The organism is Streptomyces sp. CB00316 (assembly GCF_001905595.1).
Lineage (GTDB): Bacteria > Actinomycetota > Actinomycetes > Streptomycetales > Streptomycetaceae > Streptomyces.
In genome coordinates this window covers 320,183-344,313 of sequence record NZ_LIXI01000002.1, presented here as the reverse complement: position 1 = coordinate 344,313, position 24,131 = coordinate 320,183, and the positions used below count along the sequence as shown (strand labels likewise).

Below are 24,131 nucleotides of genomic sequence, written 5' to 3'. Positions count from 1 at the left end.
TTCGCGCGCCCGCCCCACGAGAGGTGCGGCCGGGGGCCGGACCCCTCGTGGACGCGCCACTTGCACCCTTGCGGGTGACCAGTGGTGACCGGTCAGTGACGTAGCGTTCGCAACATGATCGACCAGCAGGTGTCGCTGCGAGGGGGCGCGGCGCGGCTTCCCGTACGGCCGAGGACCGGCCGGTTCCTCGTGCTGGCCGCCGTCTTCGTCTGCGCGGCCTGCGGTCTCGTCTACGAGTTGGAACTGGTCGCGCTCGCCTCCTACTTGATCGGTGACTCGGTCACCCAGGCCTCCGTCGTGCTCTCCGTGATGGTCTTCGCGATGGGCATCGGCTCCCTCCTCGCGAAACGTCTACGCTGCCACGCCGCCGTCGGTTTCGGGCTGATCGAGGCGGCCCTCGCGCTGATCGGCGGCTCCTCGGCGCTCGTGCTGTACGCGTCGTTCGCCTGGCTCGGTGAGTCGCAGTACGCCCTGGTCGGGTTCTCGTTGGCGATCGGGGTGCTGATCGGGGCGGAGATCCCGCTGCTGATGACGCTGATCCAGCGCGTCGACCGGCAGGACGCGGGCGGGGCGGTGGCCGACCTCTTCGCCGCCGACTACGTGGGCGCGCTCGTCGGCGGGCTGGCCTTCCCCTTCCTCCTGCTGCCGATGCTGGGGCAGCTCACCGGAGCGCTCCTGACCGGCGCGGTCAACGCGGCGGCGGGCGGGGCGCTGGTCCTGTGGGTGTTCCGGCGCGACCTCACCCCCGGCTCCCGCCGGCTCCTCGTCGTGGTCAACGTCTCGGTGATCGCCGTCCTCGCCACCGCCACGCTCCTGGTCGACGACTTCGAGCAGGCGGCGCGGCGGGCGGTCTACGGGGACCAGGTGCGGGTCGCGGTGCGGACCGGGGTGCAGGAGGTCGTCCTGACCGGGCCCGACCGCGACTCCCTCGGCCTCTACCTGGACGGCCGGCTCCGGGTCAGCGCCCGCGACGAGCACCGCTACCACGAGGCGCTGGTCCACCCGGCGATGGACGGGCCCCGCGCCCGGGTCCTCATCCTGGGCGGTGGCGACGGGCTCGCCGCCCGCGAGGTGCTCCGCTACGGGGACGTCCGCTCGGTCACCCTCGTGGAGATCGACCCCGCCGTCACCCGGCTGGCCCGCACCGACCCCGCCCTCTCCGAGCTCAACGGCCACGCCTACCGGGACCCGCGCCTCACCGCCGTCGGCGCGGACGCCTTCACCTGGCTGCGGGCCGACCACCACCGCTACGACGTGGTGATCTCCGACCTGCCGGGCCCGGGGGTCACGGCCAGTACGAAGCTGTACTCCGCCGAGTTCTACGGGCTGATCGCCGAGGCCCTGGCCCCGCGGGGGCGGCTCGTGGTGCACGCGGGGCCGCCGGTGGTCCGCCCGCGGACCTTCTGGACGGTGGAGGCCTCGGTACGGGCCGGAGGCCTCGCGACCCGCCCCTACCGCATCCCGGGCCGCCCCTCCGGCTTCACCGCGAGCCCCGACCGGCTCGGCGCCGGTGGCCGACCCCCGGAGGACTGGGGCTTCGTCCTGGCGGCGGCCGGGTCGGTGGGGGAGCCGGGGCTGGGTGCCGGGGCGCCCGCACTGCGCTCGCTGGGGGAGGCGGAGCTGCGGGAGGGTGCCCGGGCCGCCGACGGACTGCGGCTGCCGGGGCAGGTGCCGTCCACGCTGATCCACCCGCGCTACTGGGAGGAGGCGTGAGGAGGGCGTGAGGGTGGCGCCGGGCGGGCGGGTCGGGCGTGTGGAAGCCCAGACGTGCGGGCCGGGGGCGATTAGGCTCGGTCGGTATGGAGCATCAGGTGTTCGTTCCGGTCCCGGTCCCGGCCCTGCGGCGCACGCTGGGTGACCCCGCCCGGGTCGCCCGCTGCGTCCCGGGGATCCAGCAGGACGCCGACGCGTCGGCGCCGCCCCTGGCGGGCCGGCTGAAGTTCCGGGCCGGCGGCCACACCATCACGTACCGGGGCGAGCTGAAGTTCTCCGGTCCGGGCTCCGACGGCGACCGCTTCTCGGTGTCCGGGCAGGGCGTGGAGGCGCGGGGGGCCGGCGCGGTGAAGCTGGCCCTGACCATCGCACTCACGGAGACGGACGGCGGGACGACCCTCGCGTACAGCGGTACGGCGAGCGGCGACGGCCGGCTGGCCGAGCTGGAGGAGGGCGCCGCGCTCGCGGCGGTCCAGCGGCTCCTGGACCGCTTCACCCAGCAGCTGGTGACGGAGACGCTGGCCGCGCACGGGGAGGACGGCGCGGAGGAAGGCGGCGCGGAGGAGGACGGTGCGGAGGACGTGTCGGCCGAGGGTCTTGAGGGGGACGTCGAGGCCGTGGGTGGCGAGGCCGCGGAAAGCGAACAGGGTTCCGCCGGCCCGGAAGCCGATGCCGACGCCCCTGCCGCCGATGAGCTCGTCGAACCCGCCGAGCCCGCCTCCGTATTCGACTCCCCCGTCCCCCCACCCGCCCTCGACCCCGTCGCCGGAGTGGAGTTCACCGTCCCGGACGAGCCGCCCGCCGAGGCCGCGCATGCCCGCCGCACCATGATCGGCCGCAGCGCGGAGGAGGTCGACCACGCGCCCCCGCGCGGCCGGTACGCCCCCGTGCCCTCGCCGGACGCGGGCGGGGCGGGCGCCACCCTGCGCTGGGTCGCCCCGGCGGCCGCCCTCGCGCTGGCCTCCGCCGTGGTGCTGAGCAGGGCGTTGCGGCGCCGTAGGTAGGGGCCGGACCCGGCCCGACCGGCAGGACACTCCCTCGGCCCGCCAGTAGGGTCGTCGGGTGAGCAGTAGCGAAGAGAACGTCAGGCTGAGTGCCGGCGAAGCCGAGTTGACCGTCGACCCCTCCCACGGCTGCCGGATCAGCAGCCTCCGGATCGCCTCCACCGAACTGCTGCGCCAGGGTGAGCGGTACGGCTGCTTCCCGATGGTGCCCTGGTGCGGCCGTACCGGGTACGGGCAGTTCCGCAACGGCGACGCCGCCCACCAACTGCCCCTGAACTCGCCGCCGCACGCCATCCACGGCACCGGCCGGGACACCGCCTGGCAGACCGCCCACGTGGACAAGGCGCAGGCGGCCTTCTACTACGACCTCGCCGAACCCTGGCCGTACGAGGGCCGGGTGACCCAGACCTTCGAGCTGACCGAGGACGGGCTGACGCTCGGCCTCGCGGTGGAGACGTACGGCAACTCCTTCCCGGCCCAGGCGGGCTGGCACCCCTGGTTCCACCGCAGCCTCGGGGGTCAGGACGCCCAGCTCTCCTTCGACGCCGCCTGGCAGGAGGAGCGCGGCGAGGACCACCTGCCGACCGGCCGCCGCATCGACCCCGCACCGGGTCCGTGGGACGACTGCTTCGGGATGCCCGACGGCGTGGACGTGAAGCTCACCTGGCCGGAGCGGCTGGAGCTGACGGTGAAGAGCCGCAGCGAGTGGGTCGTGATCTACGACGAGCAGGACGAGGCGGTCTGCGTGGAGCCGCAGTCCGGCCCGCCGAACGGGCTGAACACCGCGCCCCGGCTGGTCACCCCGATCGACCCGCTGGAGATCACGACGACCTGGAGCTGGACGCGGCTCTGAGACTCGGCTCCGAGGTGGGGGCGGCACCGCTTACCCTCGTGTCCATGACTGACGTACGTGCTGACCTGCTCCAGCAGATCAAGGACAAGGCCGTGGTGCACGGCAAGGTGACCCTCTCCTCGGGTCTGGAAGCCGACTGGTACATCGACCTGCGCCGGATCACGCTGGACGGCAAGGCCGCGCCGCTGGTCGGCCGGGCCATGCTGGACGCCACCGCCGAGCTGGACTACGACTGTGTCGGCGGGCTGACCCTGGGCGCCGACCCGGTCGCCACCTCGATGCTCCACGCCTCCGCCGCACGCGGTGAGAGCCTGGACGCGTTCGTCGTCCGCAAGGCGCAGAAGGCGCACGGGATGCAGCGCCGGATCGAGGGCACCGACGTGAAGGGCCGCCGCTGCCTGGTGGTCGAGGACACCTCGACCACCGGCGGCTCGCCGCTGACCGCTGTCGAGGCCGTGCGGGAGGCGGGCGGCGAGGTCGTCGCCGTCGCCGTGATCGTCGAGCGCGGTGCCGCTCCGGCCATCGCCGAGGCCGGTCTCCCGTACGTCCAGGTCTACTCGGTGGCCGACCTCGGTCTCGCCTGAGCCCTGGCGGACGGGGCGGACCGTTTCACGTGAAACAGGGTCCGCCGGGTGGAGCCGGACGAGGAGTCTGGGAAGATGGGGGCGACGATGACGTCGCCCCCAGGTCAGGGACTCATAGCCTGCACACCCGCACATCCCAAGGAGCGGTCAGATGCCCATCGCAACCCCCGAGGCTTACGCCGAGATGCTCGACCGGGCAAAGGCGGGCAAGTTCGCCTACCCGGCCATCAATGTCACCTCGACGCAGACCCTGCACGCGGCCCTGCGCGGCTTCGCGGAGGCCGAGAGCGACGGCATCGTCCAGATCTCCACGGGCGGTGCGGAGTTCCTGGGCGGCCAGTACAACAAGGACATGGTCACGGGCGCGGTCGCCCTGGCCGAGTTCGCGCACATCGTCGCGGCCAAGTACGACATCACCGTCGCGCTGCACACCGACCACTGCCCCAAGGACAAGCTGGACGGTTACGTACGTCCGCTGCTCGACGTCTCCGCCGAGCGCGTCGCCAAGGGTCTGAACCCGCTGTTCCAGTCCCACATGTGGGACGGCTCGGCCGAGACCCTCGCCGACAACCTGGCCATCGGCCAGGAGCTGCTGGCCAAGGCCGCCGCCGCCAAGATCATCCTTGAGGTCGAGATCACCCCGACCGGCGGTGAGGAGGACGGCGTCACGCACGAGATCAACGACGAGCTGTACACGACCGTCGACGACGCGCTGCGTACCGCCGAGGCGCTCGGTCTGGGCGAGAAGGGCCGCTACCTGCTGGCCGCCTCCTTCGGCAACGTCCACGGCGTCTACAAGCCGGGCAACGTCGTGCTCCGCCCGGAGCTGCTGAAGGACCTCCAGTCGGGCGTCTCCGAGAAGTACGGCAAGCCGGCCGGCAGCCAGCCGTTCGACTTCGTCTTCCACGGTGGCTCGGGCTCCACCGCCGAGGAGATCGCCACCGCGCTGGAGAACGGCGTCGTGAAGATGAACCTCGACACCGACACCCAGTACGCCTTCACCCGCCCGGTCGCGGACCACATGTTCCGCAACTACGACGGTGTCCTGAAGGTCGACGGCGAGGTCGGCAACAAGAAGACCTACGACCCCCGCACCTGGGGCAAGGCCGCCGAGGCGGGCATGGCCGTGCGCGTCACCGAGGCGTGCGCGAACCTGCGCTCCACGGGTACGAAGCTGAAGTAACCACGCGTACGTACGGATGTACGGCCTCGGGCCCGGTCCTCTCCCAGAGGGCCGGGCCCGCTGCTGTGCGGCCGTCGCGCACTGGTACGCCACGCGGTACGGCTCCGAGATCGACACCGGGCAGCTCGTGTACGGCCCGTCCGTGCTCAGCCAGCTCTCCCAGCTCCTTGGCGGACGCCGAGGTCGCCGAGGTGGGGGTGGATGCGCTGGTCCGGGCGGTGAAGGCCGCGCACTCCAGCCCCTCCGGCGTTTGAGGAGCGGGGGTGCGGGGGCAGCACCCCCGTGACGGGGCCACGGGGGTGCGGGGGCGGGCACCCCGGGGGAAGCTGACCCCATGGCTGCCGCCGCCGCTCCCGGGGAGATCCGGGTCGCCTCTCCCGTCGGGCGCTGGGTCGTGCTGACCACCGTGCTCGGGTCCGGCATGGCGATGCTCGACTCCACCGTCATCAACGTCGCCCTGCCCCGCATCGGTGCGGACCTCGACACCGATCTGGCCGCGCTCCAGTGGACCGTCAACGCGTACATGCTCACGCTCGCCGGGCTGATCCTGCTCGGCGGGGCGCTCGGGGACCGGTACGGGCGGCGGCGGGTGTTCGTCGTGGGGATCGTGTGGTTCGCCGCCGCCTCTCTGCTCTGCGGGATCGCGCCGAACGCGGGGGTACTGATTGCCGCGCGGGCCCTGCAAGGGGTGGGCGGGGCGCTGCTCACCCCGGGGTCCCTGGCGCTCATCCAGGCCGGCTTCCATCCCGACGACCGGGCGCGGGCCGTGGGGCTCTGGTCAGGGTTCGGCGGGGTCGGGGCGGCCGTGGGGCCGTTCGTGGGCGGGTGGCTCGTGGACGGGCCCGGGTGGCGGTGGGTCTTCCTGCTGAACCTGCCGCTCGCCGCGATCTGCGTGCCCGTCGCCCTCCGCCACGTACCGGAGTCGCGTGATCCGGCGGCGCACGGCCGGTTCGACGTGGTGGGGGCCGTGCTCGGGGCGCTCGCGCTGGCCGGGGTGACGTACGCGCTGATCGAGGCGCCGGGGCGGGGCGCCTCGCCGGTCGTGATCGGGGCGGCCGTCGGGGGGCTGCTCCTCGGGGTGGCGTTCGTGCTGGTGGAGCAGCGGCGGGCGGATCCGATGCTGCCGCCGTCGATCTTCCGCTCCCGGCTGTTCACCTCGGTCAACCTGGTGACGTTCTGCGTCTACGCGGCCCTCGGCGGCTTCTTCTTCCTCTCCGCGATCCAGCTCCAGGTGGTCGCCGGATACTCGGCGCTGGGGGCCGGTACCGCGCTGTTGCCGACCACGATCCTCATGTTGTTGTTCTCCGCCTGGTCGGGGGAGCTGGGGCGGCGGATCGGGCCGCGTATCCCGCTCACGGTGGGGCCGCTGCTGGCCGGCGCCGGAATGCTCCTGATGCTGCGGGTGGGGCGGGGCAGCGCGTCCTTCGGCGGGTACGTGAGTGAGGTGCTGCCCGCCGTCACGGTGCTGGGCGCCGGGCTCGTCGTGGTCGTGGCCCCGCTCACCGCGACGGTCCTGGCCGCCGTGGAGACCGGGCGGGCCGGTCTGGCCAGCGGGATCAACAACGCGGCCGCCCGGGCCGCCGGGCTGATCGCGGTGGCCGCGCTGCCGCTGCTCGCCGGGATGGGTCCGGAGGCGTACCGGGACGCGGGCGAGTTCGCGGCGACCTTCCGGCGGGCGATGCCGATGTGCGCCGGGCTGCTGGCGCTGGGCGCGGTCATCGCCTGCTGGACCGTCCGCACCCCGCCGCACGCCGCCGAGCGCAAAGGGGAGGAGGAGCGGCCCGAGTGCACCGTCCACTGCGGGATCGTGGCCCCGCCGCTGGAGCCCGAGCGGGTGCGGGAAGGCGGGCGGTGAGCCGTCTTCCGGCCACCGGAGCGGGCGGGGGAAGGCGGGCGGTGAGGTGTCACCCGCGTCCCGGTCCAGGCACACTTGATCCATGTCCATCCACGAGAACCTTCTCGGGGGCCCCGCCCCGACCCATCTGCCCGACGACCCCGAGCCGCGCGAGCTGCTCGCCGCCGGTACCCCGCCCGCCGAGGTCGCCGCGAAGTACCCCACCTCCTCGCTCGCCTGGGCGCAGCTCGCCGACGAGGCGTACGAGGGCGGCCGGGTCATCGAGTCGTACGCGTACGCCCGTACCGGCTACCACCGCGGCCTCGACTCCCTGCGCCGGGCCGGCTGGAAGGGCCACGGCCCCGTACCGTTCGAGCACGAGCCGAACCGCGGCTTCCTGCGCGCCCTGCACGCCCTGGCGCGGGCCGCCGGGGCCATCGGGGAGACCGAGGAGCACGAGCGCTGCTCGACCTTCCTGCGCGACTCCTCGCCGACCGCCGCCGACATCCTGAGCTGAGCAGCCTTGCCCTGAGCCGCTCCCCTCCCACGCGCCTCGGGCGGGGAGCGGCTTAGTATGCGAGCAGGGGACCGGAGCTCCATCACCTCACGGAAGGGGCGGACCGCTACCCGGAAGCTCGTGTCGAGGAGACAGCGATGTCGACGAATCACCCCGACCCCGAAGCCACCGGTGCGGACACCCCGCACCTCGACTTCGCGGGAACGACTCCGTACGAGGACTATGTCCAGGCGGATGTCCTGACCCACCTCCAGCACCTCCGCTCGGACGACCCCGGCGAGATGGTCTTCCTGGTCACCACCCAGGTAATGGAGCTGTGGTTCACGGTCATCGTCCATGAGTGGGAGACCGCCACCCGCGCCCTGCGCGAGGACCGCATACCCGTCGCCCGCGACGCCCTGAAGCGTTCGCTGCGCGAGCTGGAGGCCCTCAACGAGTCCTGGCGGCCGCTCGCCGGACTCACCCCCGCCCAGTTCAACTCCTACCGGGGCTCGCTCGGCGAGGGCTCCGGTTTCCAGTCCGCGATGTACCGGCGGATGGAGTTCCTGCTCGGCGACAAGTCCGCCTCCATGCTGGTGCCCCACCGGGGCGCGCCCCGCGTGTACGCCGAGCTGGAGAAGGCGCTCGCGGAGCCGAGCCTGTACGACGAGACGCTCGCCCTGCTGGCCCGCCGCGGGTACGCCATCCCCGAGTCCGTCACCACCCGGGACCTGACCCAGCGGTACGAGCCGTCCCCCGAGGTCGAGGCCGTGTGGGCGGAGATCTACTCCGCTACCGACCAGAACGACGAGCTGGTCCGCCTCGGCGAGCTGCTCACCGATGTCGGCGAGCTCGTCTGGCGATGGCGTAACGACCACCTCGTCGCCACCCGGCGCGCGATGGGCTCCAAGACCGGAACCGGCGGCTCCGCCGGGGTGGCCTGGCTGGAGAAGCGCGCCACGAAGAACGTGTTCCCGGAGCTGTGGACGGCGCGCAGCCATGTCTGAGACCACGTACACGGAGTTGCGCGAGCGCGCCGCCACCCTTGACGCCGTCGACCCGCTCGCCCCGCAGCGTAAGCTCTTCGCCCTCGACGACGGCGTCTACCTCGACGGCAACTCGCTCGGCGCCCTGCCCCTCCACGTCCCCGCCCGGGTGCAGGACGTCCTCACCCGCCAGTGGGGCGAGCTGCGCATCCGGTCCTGGGGCGAGAGCGGCTGGTGGACCGCGCCCGAGCGGATCGGCGACCGGATCGCCCCGCTCGTCGGGGCCGCCGCCGGACAGATCGTCGTCGGTGACTCGACCAGCGTGAACGTCTTCAAGGCCGTCGTCGCGGCCACCCGTCTCGCGTCCCTCGCGGGCGAGGGACGCGACGAGATCCTGGTTGACGCCACGACGTTTCCCACGGACGGGTACATCGCCGCCTCCGCCGCCCGGCTCACCGGCCACCGGATCGTGCCGGTCGCGCCCGCCGACGTACCGGGCGTGCTCGGGGACCGTACGGCCGCCGTCCTCCTCAACCAGGTGGACTTCCGTACGGGCCGGCTGCACGACCTGCCCGGACTGACCGCCGCCGTCCACGCGGCCGGCGCGATCGCCGTCTGGGACCTCTGCCACAGCGCGGGCGCACTGCCGGTCGGGCTGGACGAGCACGGGGTGGACCTGGCGGTCGGCTGTACCTACAAGTACCTGAACGGCGGCCCCGGTTCGCCCGCGTACCTGTATGTCGCCGAGCGCCACCAGGCCGCCTTCGACTCCCCGCTGCCGGGGTGGAACTCGCACGTCGACCCGTTCGGCATGACCCCCGACTACGCCCCGGCGGACGGCTCCGTACGGGGCCGGGTCGGCACGCCCGACATCGTCTCCATGCTCACGCTGGAAGCGGCGCTGGACGTGTGGGACGGGGTCTCCGTGGACACGGTGAGGGCCAAGTCGCTGGCGCTGACGGACTTCTTCCTGGAGTGCGTCGAGGCGTACGTACCGCAGGGGCGGGTCGTCTCCGTCACCCCGGCCGCGCACGCCGAACGCGGCAGCCAGGTCGCCCTGCGCTGCGCCGAGGCCGAGGCCGTGATGCGCCGGCTCATCGAGCGGGGCGTCGTGGGCGACCTGCGGCGGCCCGATGTGCTGCGGTTCGGTTTCACCCCGCTGTACGTGGGGTTCGCCGACGCGGAACGGGCGGCGCGGGTCCTGGCCGAGGTGCTGGAGGAGACACAGCAGGCCTGACGGATCGTCGACGCCTGTGCGACCGGGCGGGGACGGTGCCGATCACTGGTACCGTCCCCGCAGGTCAACCCAGTTGGGCACCTGACACAGGCACAGGGCACAGCCACAGGACACAGGCATAGGACGGTTGAGCAGCATGTCGGATTCTGCCGCGCGTGATCGGGACGACGCCGAGACCGAGTCGGCGCTCGCGCATCCGGTGGTCGCCCCCGACCGGACCGCCGCCTACGGCGACCACCCCGACCAGGTCATCGACTTCTACGCCCCGCGCGACGGCCGCACCGCCGCCCCTCTCGTCGTCCTGCTGCACGGCGGCGCCTGGCGGGCCCCCTACGACCGGGCGCACGTCTCCCCGCTCGCGGACTTCCTGGCCCGGCGGGGCTTCGCCGTGGCGAGCGTGGAGTACCGGCGCGGCGGCGAGGAGGGCGGTCAGGTGCCCCTCGCGGACGGCGCCGACCCCGTCGCGGGGCGCTGGCCGGAGACCTTCGACGACGTGGCCGCCGCGCTCGACGCCGTACCGGCCCTGGCCGCCCGGGAGCTGCCGGAGGCCGACGTCCGCCGGATCGTGGTCACCGGGCACTCCGCGGGCGGGCACCTCGCGCTCTGGGCGGCGGCGCGCCATGTGCTGCCCGAGGGCTCGCCGTGGCGCCTGCCCGCCCCTCCCCCGTTGCGCGGGGTCGTCGCGCTGGCCCCGATCGCGGACTTCGCCACGTCGGTGGAGCTGGGGGTGTGCGGCGGTGCGGTCACCCAACTCCTGGGGGAGGGGGGGGAGTCGGAGGTCCGTACGGCCCAGGCCGACCCCGCCGCCCTGCTGCCCACCGGGATCGCCACCGCGATCGTGCACGGTGAGGAGGACATCGTCGTCCCGCTGGCCGTCTCGGAGGCGTACGTCGACGCGGCGGCGAAGTCCGGCGAGATGGTCGGGCTCACGCTGCTCGGCGACGTCGGGCACTTCCCGCTGATCGACCCGGCCGCCGACGCCTGCGCGATCGTGGCGGAGGAGATCACGCAGCTGGCGTGGTGAGCCTGAAGCCCACCGTTCGTTGCGGACAGAAGCTGACCGCGAGGGTCCCTAGGTTGGTTGATGTCGAACCGAACGAAGGAGACCCGCAATGACGATCCTGGTGACCGGAGCCACGGGAACGGTCGGCCGTCGAGTGGTCGAGCAACTGCTGGAGCGCGGCGAGCCCGTCCGGGCCGTGACGCGCGACCCGGCGCGTGCGGAGTTCCCCGCGGGCGTCGACGTGGTCCGCGGTGACCTCGCCGACCCGGCGTCGCTGGAGAGCGCGCTGGAGGGCGTGACCGGGCTGCACCTGATCACCTTCGACGGCGGCCTCTTCGCCCCGCTGACGACCGGCGAGGAGATCATGGAGCGGGCCCGCGCGGCGGGGGTGCGCCGGGTGACCGTCCTCAACGGCGGCGGGGACACCCCGATGGAGACCGCGGTACGGGAGAGCGGGCTCGCGTGGACCGTCGTCATGCCGGTCGAGTTCATGGCGAACGCCCTGGAGTGGGCGCCGGGCATCAAGGCCGAGGGTGTGGTCCGCGAGCCCTTCGTCGACCGGCTGAGCGCGATGGTCCACGAGTCCGACATCGGCGCGGTCGCGGCGACGGCGCTCACCGAGGACGGCCACGGCGGCCAGGTGTACCTGATCACCGGACCGCAGGCGCTGACCGTCGGCGACAAGGTGGCGGCCATCGCGGCGGCGCGAGGCCGGGAGATCGGGCTGGTGGAGCTCACCGAGGAGGAGGCGGTCACCGGCTGGCGGGCCAAGGCGATGCCCGAGGACGTCATCGCGTTCCTGATCGAGGTCTACCGGGACACCCCGCCGGAGGGGAGGACCGTGATCGACACCGTCGAGAAGGTCACCGGACGGCCGGCCCGGACGTTCGCGCAGTGGGCCGGGGAGAACGCGGAATTCTTCCGTCCGTAGGGGCCGGGGAACGGGCTGGGGCGGCGCCGGGGGGCGCCGCCCCGGGGCGCGAGTAGGGCGCGTAGTCCTTGAGAGGGACGCCCCGGAATCAGCATCGATAGGGACGACCCTCACTCCGCCGCCGCCTACCGTGGAAACGTGACCGAGACCCAGACGAAGACCAGTAGCCCGGAGCTCCGGGCGGCCGAAGGCGCGATGGAAGGCCTGCGGGAAGACCTCTTCCGCCATGTGTTCGCCTACCGCCCGCTGCCGCCCCTCTCGCCGGAGGGGCGTTTCATACGCCGGCTGCCCGAGGGGCTGAAGCGGGCCGTCGTCTGGACCCCGCACGCCCTGGTGCTGGGCGCCGCCCTGATCGTGCTGACGGCGGGAATGGCCAACTGGCACTACCGGTTCCTCATGGGCTTCGTGCCCGCGATCACGGTCGCGATGACCCTGGTCAGGCCGGTCGCCGCGTTCTGGGGATCGATGCTCGCGACGATCTTCTGCGCGATCCTGGGCAGCGACGGGCTGTGGGGGCCCAGCGCCTTCCTCGCGCAGGTGGTGGTCATGGTGGTCGTGGCCGCCAGGACCCGGCCCCGTACAGCGGCCTGGATGTGGACGCTGACCCTGCTGTTCGGACTGCTGCTGGAGGGCGGGGACCCGTCCGTCACCGCGCCCATGGCCGTCCTCTCGGCCTTCGCTCTGCTCGTCGTCGCCCTGATCCACATCCGGCGCGACGCCGCGCAGGAGGTCCGGGAAGCCGAGCGCGAGGTCACCGTGCAGCGCACCGTCACCGCCGTCGAGCGGGACCGGCGCACGCTGCTGGAGGAGCGCACCACCATCGCCCGGGAGCTGCACGACGTGGTCGCCCACCACATGTCGGTCGTCGCGATCCAGGCGGAGGCCGCCCCCTACCGGGTGGAGAACCCGCCGCCCGAGCTGGAGCAGGCCTTCGTCACCATCCGGGAGAACGCGGTGGCCGCCCTCACCGAGCTGCGCCGCGTCCTCGGAGTGGTGCGGGCTGAGGACTACGAGGCACCGGACGCCCCGCAGCCCACCCTCGCCGTCCTCGACGGGCTCCTGGACAACGTCCGCGAGACGGGCCTGGAGACGGAGAAGGTGATCACCGGAGCCGTCCGCGAGCTGCCCCAGGGCGTCGAGCTGTCGGCGTACCGGATCATCCAGGAGGCCCTCAGCAACACCCTGCGCCACGCGCCGGGCGCCACCGCCCGGGTCGAGATCGCGTACGTGCTCGGCGGGATCGGGCTGCGGATCGTCAACGGGCCCCCGAGGGGCCTGGTCAAGCCGTCCCCGGGGGCCGGGCACGGGATCACCGGGATGCGGGAGCGGGTCGCGATGCTGAACGGCGCCATGACGGCCGCGGCGGCGGAGGACGGCGGGTACGAGGTCGCGGTGTTCCTGCCCGTACCGCCGGCGGAGAGCGAGCCGGACGAGCGGGACGACCGGGGTACCGTGGCGGAAACGCTCGTCATCGAACGGGACGGCAGCGCATGAGCACCGACATCCGGGTCCTGATCGTCGACGACCAGATGATGGTCCGCGAGGGCTTCTCCGTCCTGCTCAACGCGATGCCCGGGATCACCGTCGTGGGGGAGGCGGTGGACGGACGTCAGGCCGTCTCCCAGGTCGCCGCCCTGCGTCCGGACGTCGTCCTGATGGACATCCGGATGCCCGAGATGAACGGCATCGAGGCCACCCGCGAGATCGTCGCCCAGGACGCGGACGCCAAGGTGCTGGTCCTGACCACCTTCGACCTGGACGAGTACGTGTACCAGGCGCTGCGGGCCGGGGCCTCGGGCTTCCTCCTGAAGGACGCCTCGGCCCGGCAGCTCGCGGACGGCGTACGGGTGGTGGCCTCGGGCGAGGCGCTGCTCGCGCCGACCGTCACCCGGCGGCTGATCACCGAGTTCTCCAAGCTCGCGGAGGCCCCGCGGCCGCCCGCCCTCGCCCGGATCGGGGATCTCACGGAGCGCGAGACGGAGGTGCTCGTCCTGATCGCGCAGGGGCTGTCGAACGCGGAGATCGCCTCGCACCTCATCGTCGCGGAGTCCACGATCAAGACGCATGTGAGCCGGATCCTGGTGAAGCTGGGGCTGCGCGACCGGACGCAGGCGGCGGTGTTCGCGTACGAGGCGAGGCTGGTCACGCCGGGGTAGCGCCCCAGGACGGGCAGACCCCCTTGCGGTGGCGGCGGACGCGGGTAGCGTCGGGTCATGCACGTGTCCTTCGACCCATGGTCGCCCGCGTTCGTCGCCGATCCCTACCCCGCCTATGCCGCCCTGCGCGCCGCCGGCCGGGCGCACTGGTTCGAGCCGACCGGGCAGTGGCTGATCCCGCACCACACCGACGTATCGGCCCTGCTGCGCGACCGGCGCCTGGGCCGTACGTATCTGCACCGCTTCACCCACGAGGAGTTCGGCCGTACGCCGCCGCCCGCCGCGCACGAGCCGTTCACCACGCTCAACGGGCAGGGGCTGCTCGACCTGGAGGCCCCCGACCACCCCCGCATCCGGCGGCTCGTCTCCAAGGCGTTCACCCCGCGTACGGTCGAGGACCTCGCCCCGACCGTACGGCGGCTGGCGGCCGGGCTGGTCGACGCGTTCGTGGCCAAGGGCGGCGGCGACCTGCTGGCGGAGGTCGCCGAACCGCTGCCGGTCGCCGTGATCGCGGAGATGCTGGGCGTGCCGGAGGAGGACCGGGGGCCGCTGCGGCCCTGGTCGGCGGCGATCTGCGGGATGTACGAGCTGAACCCGTCCGAGGAGACGGCGAAGGCGGCGGTCCGCGCGTCGGAGGAGTTCTCCGCCTACCTGCGCGGGCTCATCGCCGAGCGGCGCGCCGCCCCCGGCGACGACCTGATCTCGGCGCTCATCGCCGCCCACGACGACGGGGAGCGGCTGACCGAGCAGGAGATGGTCTCCACGTGCGTGCTGCTGCTGAACGCGGGTCACGAGGCGACGGTGAACACCACGGTCAACGGCTGGCGCACGCTCTTCCACCACCCGGAGCAGCTCGCCGCGCTCCGTGCCGCGCCCGCGTCGCTGCCGACGGCTGTGGAGGAACTCCTGCGCTACGACACCCCGTTGCAGCTGTTCGAGCGGTGGGTGCTGGACGACATCGAGGTCGACGGCCAGGTGATCGGGCGCGGGGCGGAGGTGGCGCTGCTGTTCGGCTCGGCCAACCGGGACCCGGAGCGGTTCACGGACCCGGAGAGGCTGGACCTGACCCGGCCGGACAACCAGCACGTCTCGCTCGGCGCGGGCATCCACTACTGCCTGGGCGCTCCACTGGCGCGGCTCGAACTGGCGGCGTCCTTCGGCGAGTTGTTGCGGAAGGCGCCCGCGATGCGGATGGTGGCGGAGCCTGAGTGGCAGCCGGGGTACGTGATCCGGGGGCTGAAGGAGCTGGTGGTGGAGGTGTAGGGCGCCAGGCGCCCGGTCAGCAGGGCGGGCCGCAGTCCTGGAGTGCCTGGGGGGCGGCCAGGACGTCGAAGGCGTACCCGAAGGCGGCGAGCCCCGCGGTGGCGGCCGCCAGGCCGGCTGCGAGGTGCCAGTGGCGCCGGGCGGCGGCGAGGGCGGCCAGGGCGGTGGCGGCTCCGCCGAGGGCCATCACGGGCAGGCCCAGCCAGAAGACGTCCGCGTTGGTCTCGCCCTCGAAGGCGCCGAAGAGGCCCTTCCTGCCGTACGGGAGCCAGGCCGCGATGCCGACGAGGGTGCCGAGGGCGGCGGCCGCGCAGCCGATGGTGCCGGTGACGGCTTCTTGTCGGGTCTCCATGTGCGGGGGGACGCGGTGGGGTGGGCGGGCGGTTCCGCCCGCGTTTCGGGGGCGCTGCCCCCGGACCCCCGCCCCTCGAACGCCGGAGGGGCGGGAATGCCGGAGGGGCTGAAGTATGGCCTACGTCAACGGGTACGACGTCCGGCCCGAGGCCTCGTCGATCTCGTCGTGGGCCTTGGTCAGCAGCTTCATCGCCAGTTCGTTGAGGGCTCTGGCTCCCGCGATCTCCTCGCCGACCCGCTGCTGGTCCTCGTCCGAGGGGTGGCGGCTGGCGTAGCCGTGCGCGCGTACCTCGGTTCCGTCGGGGAGGCGGACGAGGGCCGCCGCGCGGGTGCGGTGCGAGTCCTCCTCGAATTCGAGGTCGATGTGCCATCCGACAGCGACTCGGGGCATGACGGTGCTGGTCATGGCGGTCACCTCCGCGGCCGATTCCCGTACGTACCCTTCTAGCGTCCTCCCGTCGCCCCGTCCGCGCTCGCCGGGAGAGGCAGCATCAGCCCCCAGGCGCCCGCCCGCACGGTCCACGTCCGGGTCCGGACCGGGCCCCCGGTCTGTATGTCGGCCCGGTAGCGGAAGTCCGCGCCCGAGACGGTGACGGCCTTGGCCTCCACCGTGACGTCCTCGCCGTCCGAGGTGCGCACGACCACGTCGGCCAGGCCCCCGTCGCCCTGGGAGAGCACCGAGACGCCCCGCACGGGCGCGTCCAGGTCGCTCAGCAGCACCCCGTCCGCCTCGACGCGCAGCCGGTACGTCCCCGGGGGTGCCGTGGCGGCGCCCGGGGCCGCCGGGCGGACCAGGGACGTCATCAGGGAGCGGCAGGTGTCCCAGACGGCCGTGACGCCCGCGTGCGGGGCCCCCGCGCCGGGTGCCGGCGTGGGGGCGGGGATGCACAGCCGGCCGAGCACCACGCCGTCGCTGTCGTCCACCAGCAGGTCCAGCCGCCGCACCGCCCCGTCCAGCGCCGTCCGCGCGGCCGCCACCGCGCCCCGGGGCACGCCGAGGGCGTGGGCCACCTCCAGGGCGTGCGCGGCCCCCACGGGGATCAGGGAGAGGACGCCCCCGGCGAGCTCCCGCTCCCGGTGGAGCTGGGCCACGGCACGCAGCAGCGCGTGGTCGTCGCCGACCACCACCGGGCGGCGCGAACCCCGCCGGGACAGGGCCCGGGCGAACTCCTCCGGGGTGTCCGGAAGGCAGATCTTGGCGTGCGAGCCGGCGCTCAGCACGTCCTTCGCGATACGGACGGACTCGCCGTCGGTCCGGCGGGCGACCGGGTCGATGACCACCAGAAGCTGGTCGTCGCCGTCGCCGGGGGGCTCTGCAGCCGACACCTCGGTCCTTCCTCGGGTAGCATCTTGGTGCAAGAGCCCCTTGCGCTATTGCGCCAGGGGCTTCGTCTATTCCGGGGCACCCGGTTCGACGGCTCAGGCTTTGCCGTACATCGTCGTGCGGCAGGTACGACCTTTACGTACGCCCCCTGACCTTGGACATGCCCCGCCCGGAAGGGGTGTACGCCTGTGCCCGCACTTGTGCTGCTCGGTGCTCAGTGGGGTGACGAGGGCAAGGGGAAGGCCACCGATCTCCTCGGTGGATCCGTGGACTATGTCGTGCGATACCAAGGCGGGAACAACGCCGGTCACACGGTCGTCGTAGGCGACCAGAAGTACGCACTGCATCTCCTCCCCTCCGGAATCCTGTCGCCGGGCTGTACCCCGGTCATCGGGAACGGTGTCGTGGTCGACCCGGCGGTCCTGCTCTCCGAGCTGAGCGGTCTGAACGAGCGAGGCGTCGACACGTCCAAGCTTCTGATCAGCGGCAACGCTCATTTGATCACTCCGTACAACGTCACGCTCGACAAGGTGACCGAGCGCTTCCTCGGAAAGCGCAAGATCGGCACGACGGGCCGGGGTATCGGTCCGACGTACGCCGACAAGATCAACCGGGTGGGGATCCGCGTCCAGGACCTCTACGACGAGTCGATCCTGGTGCAGAAGGTGGAGGCGGCCCTGGAGCAGAAGAACCAGCTCCTGGCCAAGGTCTTCAACCGCCGGGCCATCGAGGCCGGCAAGGTCGTCGAGGACATGCTCCAGTACGCGGAGCAGATCAAGCCGTTCGTCGCCGACACGACCCTGATCCTGAACGATGCCATCGACGAGGGCAAGGTCGTGCTCTTCGAGGGCGGCCAGGGCACGCTGCTCGACGTCGACCACGGCACGTATCCCTTCGTCACCTCGTCGAACCCGACGGCGGGCGGCGCCTGCACCGGCGCCGGTGTCGGCCCGACGAAGATCAGCCGCGTCATCGGCATCCTCAAGGCCTATACGACGCGTGTCGGCGCCGGTCCGTTCCCGACGGAGCTGCACGACGAGGACGGCGAGGCGCTGCGGCGCATCGGCGGCGAGCGGGGTGTCACCACCGGCCGTGACCGCCGCTGCGGCTGGTTCGACGCCCCGATCGCACGGTACGCGACCCGGGTCAACGGCCTGACCGACTTCTTCCTCACCAAGCTCGACGTCCTCACCGGCTGGGAGCAGATCCCGGTCTGCGTGGCGTACGAGATCGACGGCAAGCGCGTCGAGGAACTCCCGTACAACCAGACCGACTTCCACCACGCGAAGCCGATCTACGAGAACCTGCCGGGCTGGTCCGAGGACATCACCAAGGCCCAGACCTTCGACGACCTGCCGAAGAACGCGAAGGCGTACGTGAAGGCGCTGGAGGAGATGTCGGGCGCCCCGATCTCCGCGATCGGCGTCGGCCCCGGCCGGACCGAGACGATCCAGATCAACTCGTTCCTGTAGGAGCACCTGCTCCTTGGGCGACCGCCCGGGCCCCGGATCCTCATCGATCCGGGGCCCTCGGCGTAGGCGGCCGGCCGCTCAGTCCTCGCCGCACACCCGCAGCCCCTTCGGGGTCGCGCACGGCAGGTGGCCGTGGATGTGGATGACGTCCTGGCCGCGCCCCCGGCTCAGATAGCCGAGGAAGCTGGAGGCCAGGGAGTCGGCGGGCGGGCGGCCGTAGGTGTAGGCGTACTCGATCTCCCGGTACGGGTAGGGGCTGGTGCCGATCGTGTCGACGGCCGGGTGGGCGCCGTCGATCGCGATCCGGTGCAGGCCGCGTGGCTCGCTGCCGGAGCGCAGTTCGCTGTAGCCGAGCGCGCCGTCCAGCCGGGCGACGGTGGCCAGGACCTGGTCGGTGCGATCGAGTTCGCAGCGGATGACCGGGGCTTGAGGGTCGTCCTTGGTGGCGCAGTCGCGGGAGGACTGGGCGGGTTCGTTACGGTCCAGCACCCGGCGCTGGAACACCTCCCGCGTACCGGAGTTGGCGTCCCGGCTGACGAGCAGGATCTCCAGGTCGGGGCCGCCGAGCTCCCGCCAGTTGCGGATCTCGCCCGCGTAGATGCGGCGGATGTCGGCGAGCGAGAGGTCGCGCACCGGCACCCGGTCGTTCACGACCAGGGAGAACAGTGACACGGCGACACGGGTCTCGCGCAGCTCCGGGTGGCCCGGCGGCTTCGGGCCGTCCGAGAGGGCCACCAGCGCCGGTGAACCGGCTTTCGCCCCACCGGCCTTCGCGGACCGCGCGCCCTCGTCCGCGAGCTCGCGGATGCCGGAGTTGCTGCCGCGCGGGTCCACCTCGATCCGGGATCCCTCGCACTCCTTCATGTACGTCGCGGCCAGCTCCCGTACGACGGGGGCGAAGGCGGTCGATCCCGTCACCCGGAGCTCGCCCCGCGCGCAGTCGAGCGGGGGCGGGGTGTCGTCCCGGACCAGGATGATCGCGGCGAGGGCCATGACGCAGACGGTCAGCGTCACGGTGATGAGCCGGGCCGCCCGGCCGAACAGCGGCGGTTTGTCGTCGGGGCGGGCGGCGCGGTTGACCGTCACCTCACCGTCCCGGATGCCGCCGGTGATCCGGATCGGGCTGCCGACGTCCGCGCCGGTCAGCAGCACCAGCAGCTTGAAGTGCTCGCCCCGGTTCAGCGGGACGCGGGGCAGCCGGATCAGCGATCCGCTGTGCCGCATCCCGGAGGCCGGGGTGAAGTGCTCCATCAGGTGTGCGGCGCCGGGAGGCTGGGTCACCGCTATCCCGCGTACCGTGCGTCCGGTGAACTCGGCCGTCAGGCCGTGCAGTTCACGTCCGGTGTAGTCGCTGTCGACGATGGACTGCGAGCCGTCGTTCTCGACGCGCAGCAGGACGAGCGTGGCGTCCGACATGTCGGGGGTCTCGCTGAAGAGCCCGAGGCGTACGTTGGCCCGGCCCTGGCTCACGTCGCTGCCGATGGGCGTGTCCATCTGGACGCGGTAGCCGATGCGTTTGTGGCGGGGCACCCGGCGCTCGTACCAGAGCACCCCGATCGAGGCGAGGACGCCGAGGACGGCGGTGAGGACCGCCACGACGTTCTCGGCGCTGAACCACTCCACGGCTGCCCCCCGGTCCCCCGTGCCCGCGCGTCCGGCCCCCGTGTCCGCGCGTCGGTGCGAGTCACCGTAGGCGGGCGGGAAGGGGGCCGGGAGGGGTGGGGGAAGAGTGACGGCTATTGTTCTCCCTTTGTTCAGACAGCAGTTGATCCAGTTGGCCCCCTTCCTACCTGGGCCCCGGCACGGTCGCCGCCGGAGGGCTCCAGCGGCCGGTGCGGGCGGGCCCGGACGGGACGCCGTACTCCTTCTTGAGGTGCTCGGGGATGGCGTAGTGCATGACGCGCCCCCGGGTCAGCGAGGACAGCTCCAGCACGGTGGTGAGGTGCCCGACCCGGTCCAGGGCCCAGGCGCCCAGCGGAGAGCGGTCCTCGATGGTCTCCAGGACGCCGAGCAGGTGCGGGACGGCCTTGGCGACGGCGTCCCAGGGGGTACGGGGCACCTCCAGCCAGTCCGCGCAGGTGTCGCCCACGAGATGGCGGATGAGGGCGGAGACGATCGGGTCGAAGAACGTGCCGGGGACCACCTCCTCGTAGAGGTCGATGAGCTGCCGGGTCAGCAACGCGCCTTCGGGGGACGGGCCCATGTGCCGGATCATGTAGAGGTCGAGGAACTCCCGTGCCTCGGCCAGGGACTCGGGTACGGCGTCCTGGTCGACGCCGAGCATGGCGCCGACCACCCGCCAGGCGTAGTAGTAGGCGTCCGCGCCCTCCTGGGACATGTGGATGCCGAGCCGGTGCAGGCTGTCCAGGACCAGCATCGAGAAGAACATCTGCCCGCCGATCATGTCCTCCTGGCAGATCGGCACCCCCGCGCCCTCCGTGTCCCAGGCGCCCTCGCGCCGCAGGTGGTGGCGGATGGAGGCGTGCAGGAGGCGGACCTTCTGCGCGGCCGGGATGAAACGGCTGCCGGCCTCGAAGGCGTCGGGCTGCATCAGGTAGACGGTGAACTGGCCGGTCTCCGCCATCCGTTTGGACGGATAGTTCAGCCCGTGCGTCGCCGACAGCAGCTTCGCCACGTGCGGGACCACGTAACAGGCGGGCATGGAGGCGAAGGAGAGGGCGGTGGAGATGTGCACGTTGTTGTCGACGAAGAACAGCCGGGCCTTCTCCATCTCGCCCCAGTCCACCCAGGACGGCGGCGCGGCGGTGGCGTTCAGGTACTCCCGGGCCACGTCCGGCAGGCCGTCGGGGAGCGGGGCGCCGGCGGTTGAGACGTACCGCATCAGGGTGTTGAACGTGCCGACCTCGCCGTTTTCGAAGAGGGTGGCGACCGTGGCGTCGGCGAGCTCGTCGCCGCTGCGGCGGAGGGCGTCCAGCGATGCCTGGGTGTAGGTCGGTGCGGGGGCGGATGTCATGGCGGGGGCTTGCCCTTCTGGTGGGGTCGCGTCGGGGAGGCGTCAGGAACGGCGGACGGCCGCCGAGTGCGCGAGGCCGGTGAGCGCGGTGGCGGCGGGGCCGGCCAGGTCCAGCTCGTCGAGGGCGCGCAGGGCCTCCTCGACCCGGGCGGTGATCATGGACTCGATGCGGTCGGGGGCCTTCAGGCGGCGCATCACATCGCGTACGGCGTCGGCGGCGTCGTTCTCCGCCCCGGCCGCGAGCAGGGTGCGCAAGCGGCGCCGGTCCTCCTCCCCGGCCAGCCGCCAGGTCTCCGCGAGCAGGGCGGTCGGCCGGTTCCCCCGTACGTCGTCGGAGCCGTCCTTGCCGGTGAGAGCGGGGTCCCCGAACAGGCCCAGCAGGTCGTCCCGCAGCTGGAACGCCTCGCCCAGCGGCAGCCCGTACGCGGAGCAGCCCGCGCGCAGCCGTGCACCGGCCCCGCCCAGCAGCGCGCCGATCAGCAGGGGCTGCTCCACGGTGTACTTGGCGGTCTTGTAGCGGACGACCTTGAGCGAGATCGCCGTCTCGGGGGCGGCGGACCCGGTGTGCAGGATCTCCAGACACTCGCCCGCGATCAACTCCCGTGCCAGCGCGGCCCAGAGCGGGCGGGCCCGGCCGAGATAGGCGGCGGGCAGGCCACTGGTGACGAACAGCTGCCCGGCCATGGACATCAGCAGGTCCCCGGCGAGCATCGCCAACGACCGCGCCGCCGCCGTGGGTTCGGGATGCTGCTGCACCGCCGCGCGCAGGGCCAGGTGCGCGGTGGGCCGCCCGTGCCGCAGCGGGCTGTCGTCGATCAGGTCGTCGTGGACGACGGCCGCCGCGTGCACCAGCTCCATCGAGGCCGCCGCCCGCACCAGGGCGTCGCTGTCGGGCTGCCCGGCCGCGCGCCAGCCCCAGTAGCAGAAGGCCGCCCGCAGCCGTTTGCCGTCCGCCACGGCCGTCTCCACCGCGTCCGCCACGGGACCCAGGGAGCCGTCGACCGCGGTGAGTTGATCGGCCTCCGCCGCGGCGAAGCGATGGAGCACCTGGTCCACCCGGGCCTTGAACGCGCCCGGCTCCCACCCCTCAGGCACGGTCACCGTGACGGCTGCCGTCGCTGTCGCGCTGGGCGATCACATGGCGGGCGAGCACCTCCAGGTGGGCCGGGGGCGCGGTCGTGTACCGGTCGAGTGCGAGGCGGCCGCGCGCCAAGAGCTCCTGCTCGGCCTCGGCCGCCAGCTCGGCCGTGTCGGACCGCCGCAGCAGCCCGCGTACGGAGGTGAGGGCCGCGCCAACCGTCGTCACCGCCAGGTCCGCGAGGCCCGCCGCCAGCAGCACCGCCTGCCCGCCCGGTCCGCCGACGCCCTCGCGTGTGTCCGTCGTTCGTTCCACGCCATCCCCCAGCCCCAGTGTGTCCGGAGCCGCAAGGGCCCGGGCGGCGCCGCGTCCGTCCGCGCCGCCGAGTCTCGCCGGGGGCGTGTGCCGGGGCGGCGGAACTCACCAACGAGTGATCGGCGGCTTTCAAACCCGCGGCCCTCGGGTGGGGTACGCGTCCCGCATGCTGGACACGCCCCGAATCTTTTTCCTTTCACCCTCGTCCTGTTCACGACATGATCCGGATCGAGTTCCTCCGGAATGACGGCAGTTGAGAGGCCTGATGGCATCGTTGTCACGGGCGGCGTCGGGCCGGTTCGGGGGGTGCGGCATATTCACGGATGATGGTCTAGACCTTGACAGGTCCAGACCATCATCGCTTGAGTGTCGGCACCCCCACGGCGGCGCACGGCCGGACGTCGCGCCGCGTCTAAGGAGTGTGCTCACGTGATCAGACGCGTCCTCAGTCTGCTGGTCGCGCTCGCCGCGGTCGTCGCGGCGCTCGTCGTCCTCCCCGCGGCCACCGCCCAGGCCGCCACCTGCGTCACCACCTGGAACTCCTCGTCCGTCTACACGGGCGGGCAGACCGCCTCGTACAACGGCCGCAACTACACCGCCAAGTGGTGGACCCAGAACGAGCGGCCGGGCTCCTCCGACGTCTGGGCCGACAACGGCGCCTGCGGCACCGGCGGGGGCGGTGAGCAGCCGGGCGGCGGCTTCGTCGTCAGCGAGGCCCAGTTCAACCAGATGTTCCCGAACCGGAACTCCTTCTACACCTACAGCGGCCTCACCGCCGCCCTCAGCTCCTACCCGGCCTTCGCCAACACCGGCAGCACCGAGGTGAAGAAGCGCGAGGCCGCGGCCTTCCTCGCCAACGTCAGCCACGAGACCGGCGGGCTGGTGTACATCAAGGAGGTCAACGAGGCCAACTACCCGCACTACTGCGACACCGGCCAGCCCTACGGCTGCCCCGCCGGCCGGGCCGCGTACTACGGCCGTGGTCCCATCCAGCTGAGCTGGAACTTCAACTACAAGGCCGCCGGTGACGCCCTCGGCATCAACCTGCTGGCCAACCCCTACCTGGTGGAGCAGAACGCATCCGTGGCCTGGAAGACCGGCCTCTGGTACTGGAACACCCAGAACGGCCCCGGCACCATGACGGCGCACAACGCCATCGTCGACAACCGCGGGTTCGGTGAGACCATCCGCTCCATCAACGGTGCGATCGAGTGCAACGGCGGCAACCCGGCGCAGGTCCAGAGCCGGATCAACAAGTTCACGCAGTTCACCCAGATCCTCGGCACCACCACCGGCTCGAACCTGAGCTGCTGATCCCCACCTGGTGATCCCCACCCGTACGGGGGTGCGTCCGGCTGCTGCCGGGCGGAC

The 24,131-nt window shown here is 72.5% G+C and carries 23 protein-coding genes; 16 read left to right on the top strand and 7 right to left on the bottom strand.

The features are described 5' to 3' along the window. Nucleotides 1–114: 114 nt before the first annotated feature. From AMK21_RS05600 to AMK21_RS05530, 14 genes are all read left to right on the top strand, one after another. A complete protein-coding gene (locus tag AMK21_RS05600) occupies nucleotides 115–1,713 on the top strand; it encodes a polyamine aminopropyltransferase (protein ID WP_073874777.1) in 1,599 nt (532 codons plus the stop codon). 86 nt (nucleotides 1,714–1,799) lie between these two features. Continuing rightward, a complete protein-coding gene (locus AMK21_RS05595; RefSeq protein ID WP_073874775.1) occupies nucleotides 1,800–2,717 on the top strand; it encodes an SRPBCC domain-containing protein in 918 nt (305 codons plus the stop codon). A 58-nt stretch (nucleotides 2,718–2,775) separates the two neighbouring features. Then, a complete protein-coding gene (locus AMK21_RS05590; protein WP_073874773.1) occupies nucleotides 2,776–3,570 on the top strand; it encodes an aldose epimerase in 795 nt (264 codons plus the stop codon). A 44-nt stretch (nucleotides 3,571–3,614) separates the two neighbouring features. Next, entirely contained in the window at nucleotides 3,615–4,154 is a 540-nt protein-coding gene (pyrE, locus tag AMK21_RS05585; RefSeq protein ID WP_073874771.1) for an orotate phosphoribosyltransferase, read from the top strand. Nucleotides 4,155–4,305: 151 nt separating this feature from the next. Next, entirely contained in the window at nucleotides 4,306–5,337 is a 1,032-nt protein-coding gene (gene fbaA / locus AMK21_RS05580) for a class II fructose-bisphosphate aldolase (RefSeq protein ID WP_073874769.1), read from the top strand. A gap of 334 nt (nucleotides 5,338–5,671) precedes the next feature. Beyond that, nucleotides 5,672–7,192: a DHA2 family efflux MFS transporter permease subunit gene (locus tag AMK21_RS05570; protein ID WP_073874765.1), complete on the top strand. Its 1,521-nt coding sequence runs from the start codon at nucleotides 5,672–5,674 to the stop codon at nucleotides 7,190–7,192. Nucleotides 7,193–7,274: 82 nt separating this feature from the next. After that, nucleotides 7,275–7,688: a DUF3151 domain-containing protein gene (locus AMK21_RS05565; RefSeq protein ID WP_018514127.1), complete on the top strand. Its 414-nt coding sequence runs from the start codon at nucleotides 7,275–7,277 to the stop codon at nucleotides 7,686–7,688. A 137-nt stretch (nucleotides 7,689–7,825) separates the two neighbouring features. Next, nucleotides 7,826–8,674, top strand: coding sequence for a tryptophan 2,3-dioxygenase family protein (locus tag AMK21_RS05560; protein WP_073874763.1), 849 nt, complete (start codon nucleotides 7,826–7,828; stop codon nucleotides 8,672–8,674). Further along, nucleotides 8,667–9,890, top strand: coding sequence for a kynureninase (kynU, locus tag AMK21_RS05555; protein WP_073874762.1), 1,224 nt, complete (start codon nucleotides 8,667–8,669; stop codon nucleotides 9,888–9,890). The genes AMK21_RS05560 and kynU overlap by 8 nt, the downstream gene beginning before the upstream one ends. Before the next feature lie 136 nt (nucleotides 9,891–10,026). Then, a complete protein-coding gene (locus tag AMK21_RS05550; RefSeq protein ID WP_073874761.1) occupies nucleotides 10,027–10,914 on the top strand; it encodes an alpha/beta hydrolase family protein in 888 nt (295 codons plus the stop codon). Between the two features lie 88 nt (nucleotides 10,915–11,002). Further along, a complete protein-coding gene (locus AMK21_RS05545) occupies nucleotides 11,003–11,824 on the top strand; it encodes an NAD(P)H-binding protein (protein ID WP_073874760.1) in 822 nt (273 codons plus the stop codon). Between the two features lie 138 nt (nucleotides 11,825–11,962). Beyond that, nucleotides 11,963–13,318: a sensor histidine kinase gene (locus AMK21_RS05540; RefSeq protein WP_073874759.1), complete on the top strand. Its 1,356-nt coding sequence runs from the start codon at nucleotides 11,963–11,965 to the stop codon at nucleotides 13,316–13,318. Next, entirely contained in the window at nucleotides 13,315–13,980 is a 666-nt protein-coding gene (locus AMK21_RS05535; RefSeq protein WP_073874758.1) for a response regulator, read from the top strand. Before AMK21_RS05540 ends, AMK21_RS05535 begins: the two co-directional genes overlap by 4 nt. A gap of 57 nt (nucleotides 13,981–14,037) precedes the next feature. Further along, nucleotides 14,038–15,243 carry a cytochrome P450 gene (locus AMK21_RS05530; protein WP_073874756.1) on the top strand — a complete coding sequence of 402 codons (1,206 nt, stop codon included), beginning with the start codon at nucleotides 14,038–14,040 and terminating at the stop codon, nucleotides 15,241–15,243. Between the two features lie 16 nt (nucleotides 15,244–15,259). Here the strand turns inward: AMK21_RS05530 and AMK21_RS05525 are convergent, their stop codons facing one another. The 3 genes from AMK21_RS05525 to AMK21_RS05515 form a co-directional block, all read right to left on the bottom strand. Then, entirely contained in the window at nucleotides 15,260–15,595 is a 336-nt protein-coding gene (locus AMK21_RS05525) for a hypothetical protein (RefSeq protein ID WP_073874754.1), read from the bottom strand. Between the two features lie 120 nt (nucleotides 15,596–15,715). Further along, nucleotides 15,716–15,988: a DUF1876 domain-containing protein gene (locus AMK21_RS05520; RefSeq protein WP_073875598.1), complete on the bottom strand. Its 273-nt coding sequence runs from the start codon at nucleotides 15,986–15,988 to the stop codon at nucleotides 15,716–15,718. A gap of 53 nt (nucleotides 15,989–16,041) precedes the next feature. Further along, nucleotides 16,042–16,923, bottom strand: a complete 882-nt coding sequence (locus AMK21_RS05515) for a diacylglycerol kinase (protein WP_073874752.1) — start codon at nucleotides 16,921–16,923, stop codon at nucleotides 16,042–16,044. A 186-nt stretch (nucleotides 16,924–17,109) separates the two neighbouring features. Between AMK21_RS05515 and AMK21_RS05510 the strand changes: the two genes are divergently transcribed. Further along, nucleotides 17,110–18,393: an adenylosuccinate synthase gene (locus AMK21_RS05510; protein WP_030588646.1), complete on the top strand. Its 1,284-nt coding sequence runs from the start codon at nucleotides 17,110–17,112 to the stop codon at nucleotides 18,391–18,393. 78 nt (nucleotides 18,394–18,471) lie between these two features. Here AMK21_RS05510 and AMK21_RS05505 read toward each other — a convergent pair whose 3' ends face one another. From AMK21_RS05505 to AMK21_RS05490, 4 genes are all read right to left on the bottom strand, one after another. After that, the gene (locus AMK21_RS05505; protein WP_073874750.1) at nucleotides 18,472–20,016 is read right to left on the bottom strand and encodes a substrate-binding domain-containing protein; all 1,545 of its coding nucleotides are present in this window, start codon (nucleotides 20,014–20,016) and stop codon (nucleotides 18,472–18,474) included. Nucleotides 20,017–20,179: 163 nt separating this feature from the next. Next, complete coding sequence (locus AMK21_RS05500) at nucleotides 20,180–21,367, bottom strand: oxygenase MpaB family protein (RefSeq protein WP_073874748.1); 1,188 nt, start codon at nucleotides 21,365–21,367, stop codon at nucleotides 20,180–20,182. A 42-nt stretch (nucleotides 21,368–21,409) separates the two neighbouring features. Continuing rightward, nucleotides 21,410–22,468 carry a polyprenyl synthetase family protein gene (locus AMK21_RS05495; RefSeq protein ID WP_073874746.1) on the bottom strand — a complete coding sequence of 353 codons (1,059 nt, stop codon included), beginning with the start codon at nucleotides 22,466–22,468 and terminating at the stop codon, nucleotides 21,410–21,412. Continuing rightward, a complete protein-coding gene (locus AMK21_RS05490; RefSeq protein ID WP_073874744.1) occupies nucleotides 22,455–22,760 on the bottom strand; it encodes a hypothetical protein in 306 nt (101 codons plus the stop codon). The genes AMK21_RS05495 and AMK21_RS05490 overlap by 14 nt, the downstream gene beginning before the upstream one ends. 429 nt (nucleotides 22,761–23,189) lie before the next feature. On the opposite strand from AMK21_RS05490, the gene AMK21_RS05485 reads away from it, so the two are divergent. Then, nucleotides 23,190–24,074, top strand: coding sequence for a glycoside hydrolase family 19 protein (locus tag AMK21_RS05485; protein WP_073874742.1), 885 nt, complete (start codon nucleotides 23,190–23,192; stop codon nucleotides 24,072–24,074). Nucleotides 24,075–24,131 lie beyond the last annotated feature (57 nt).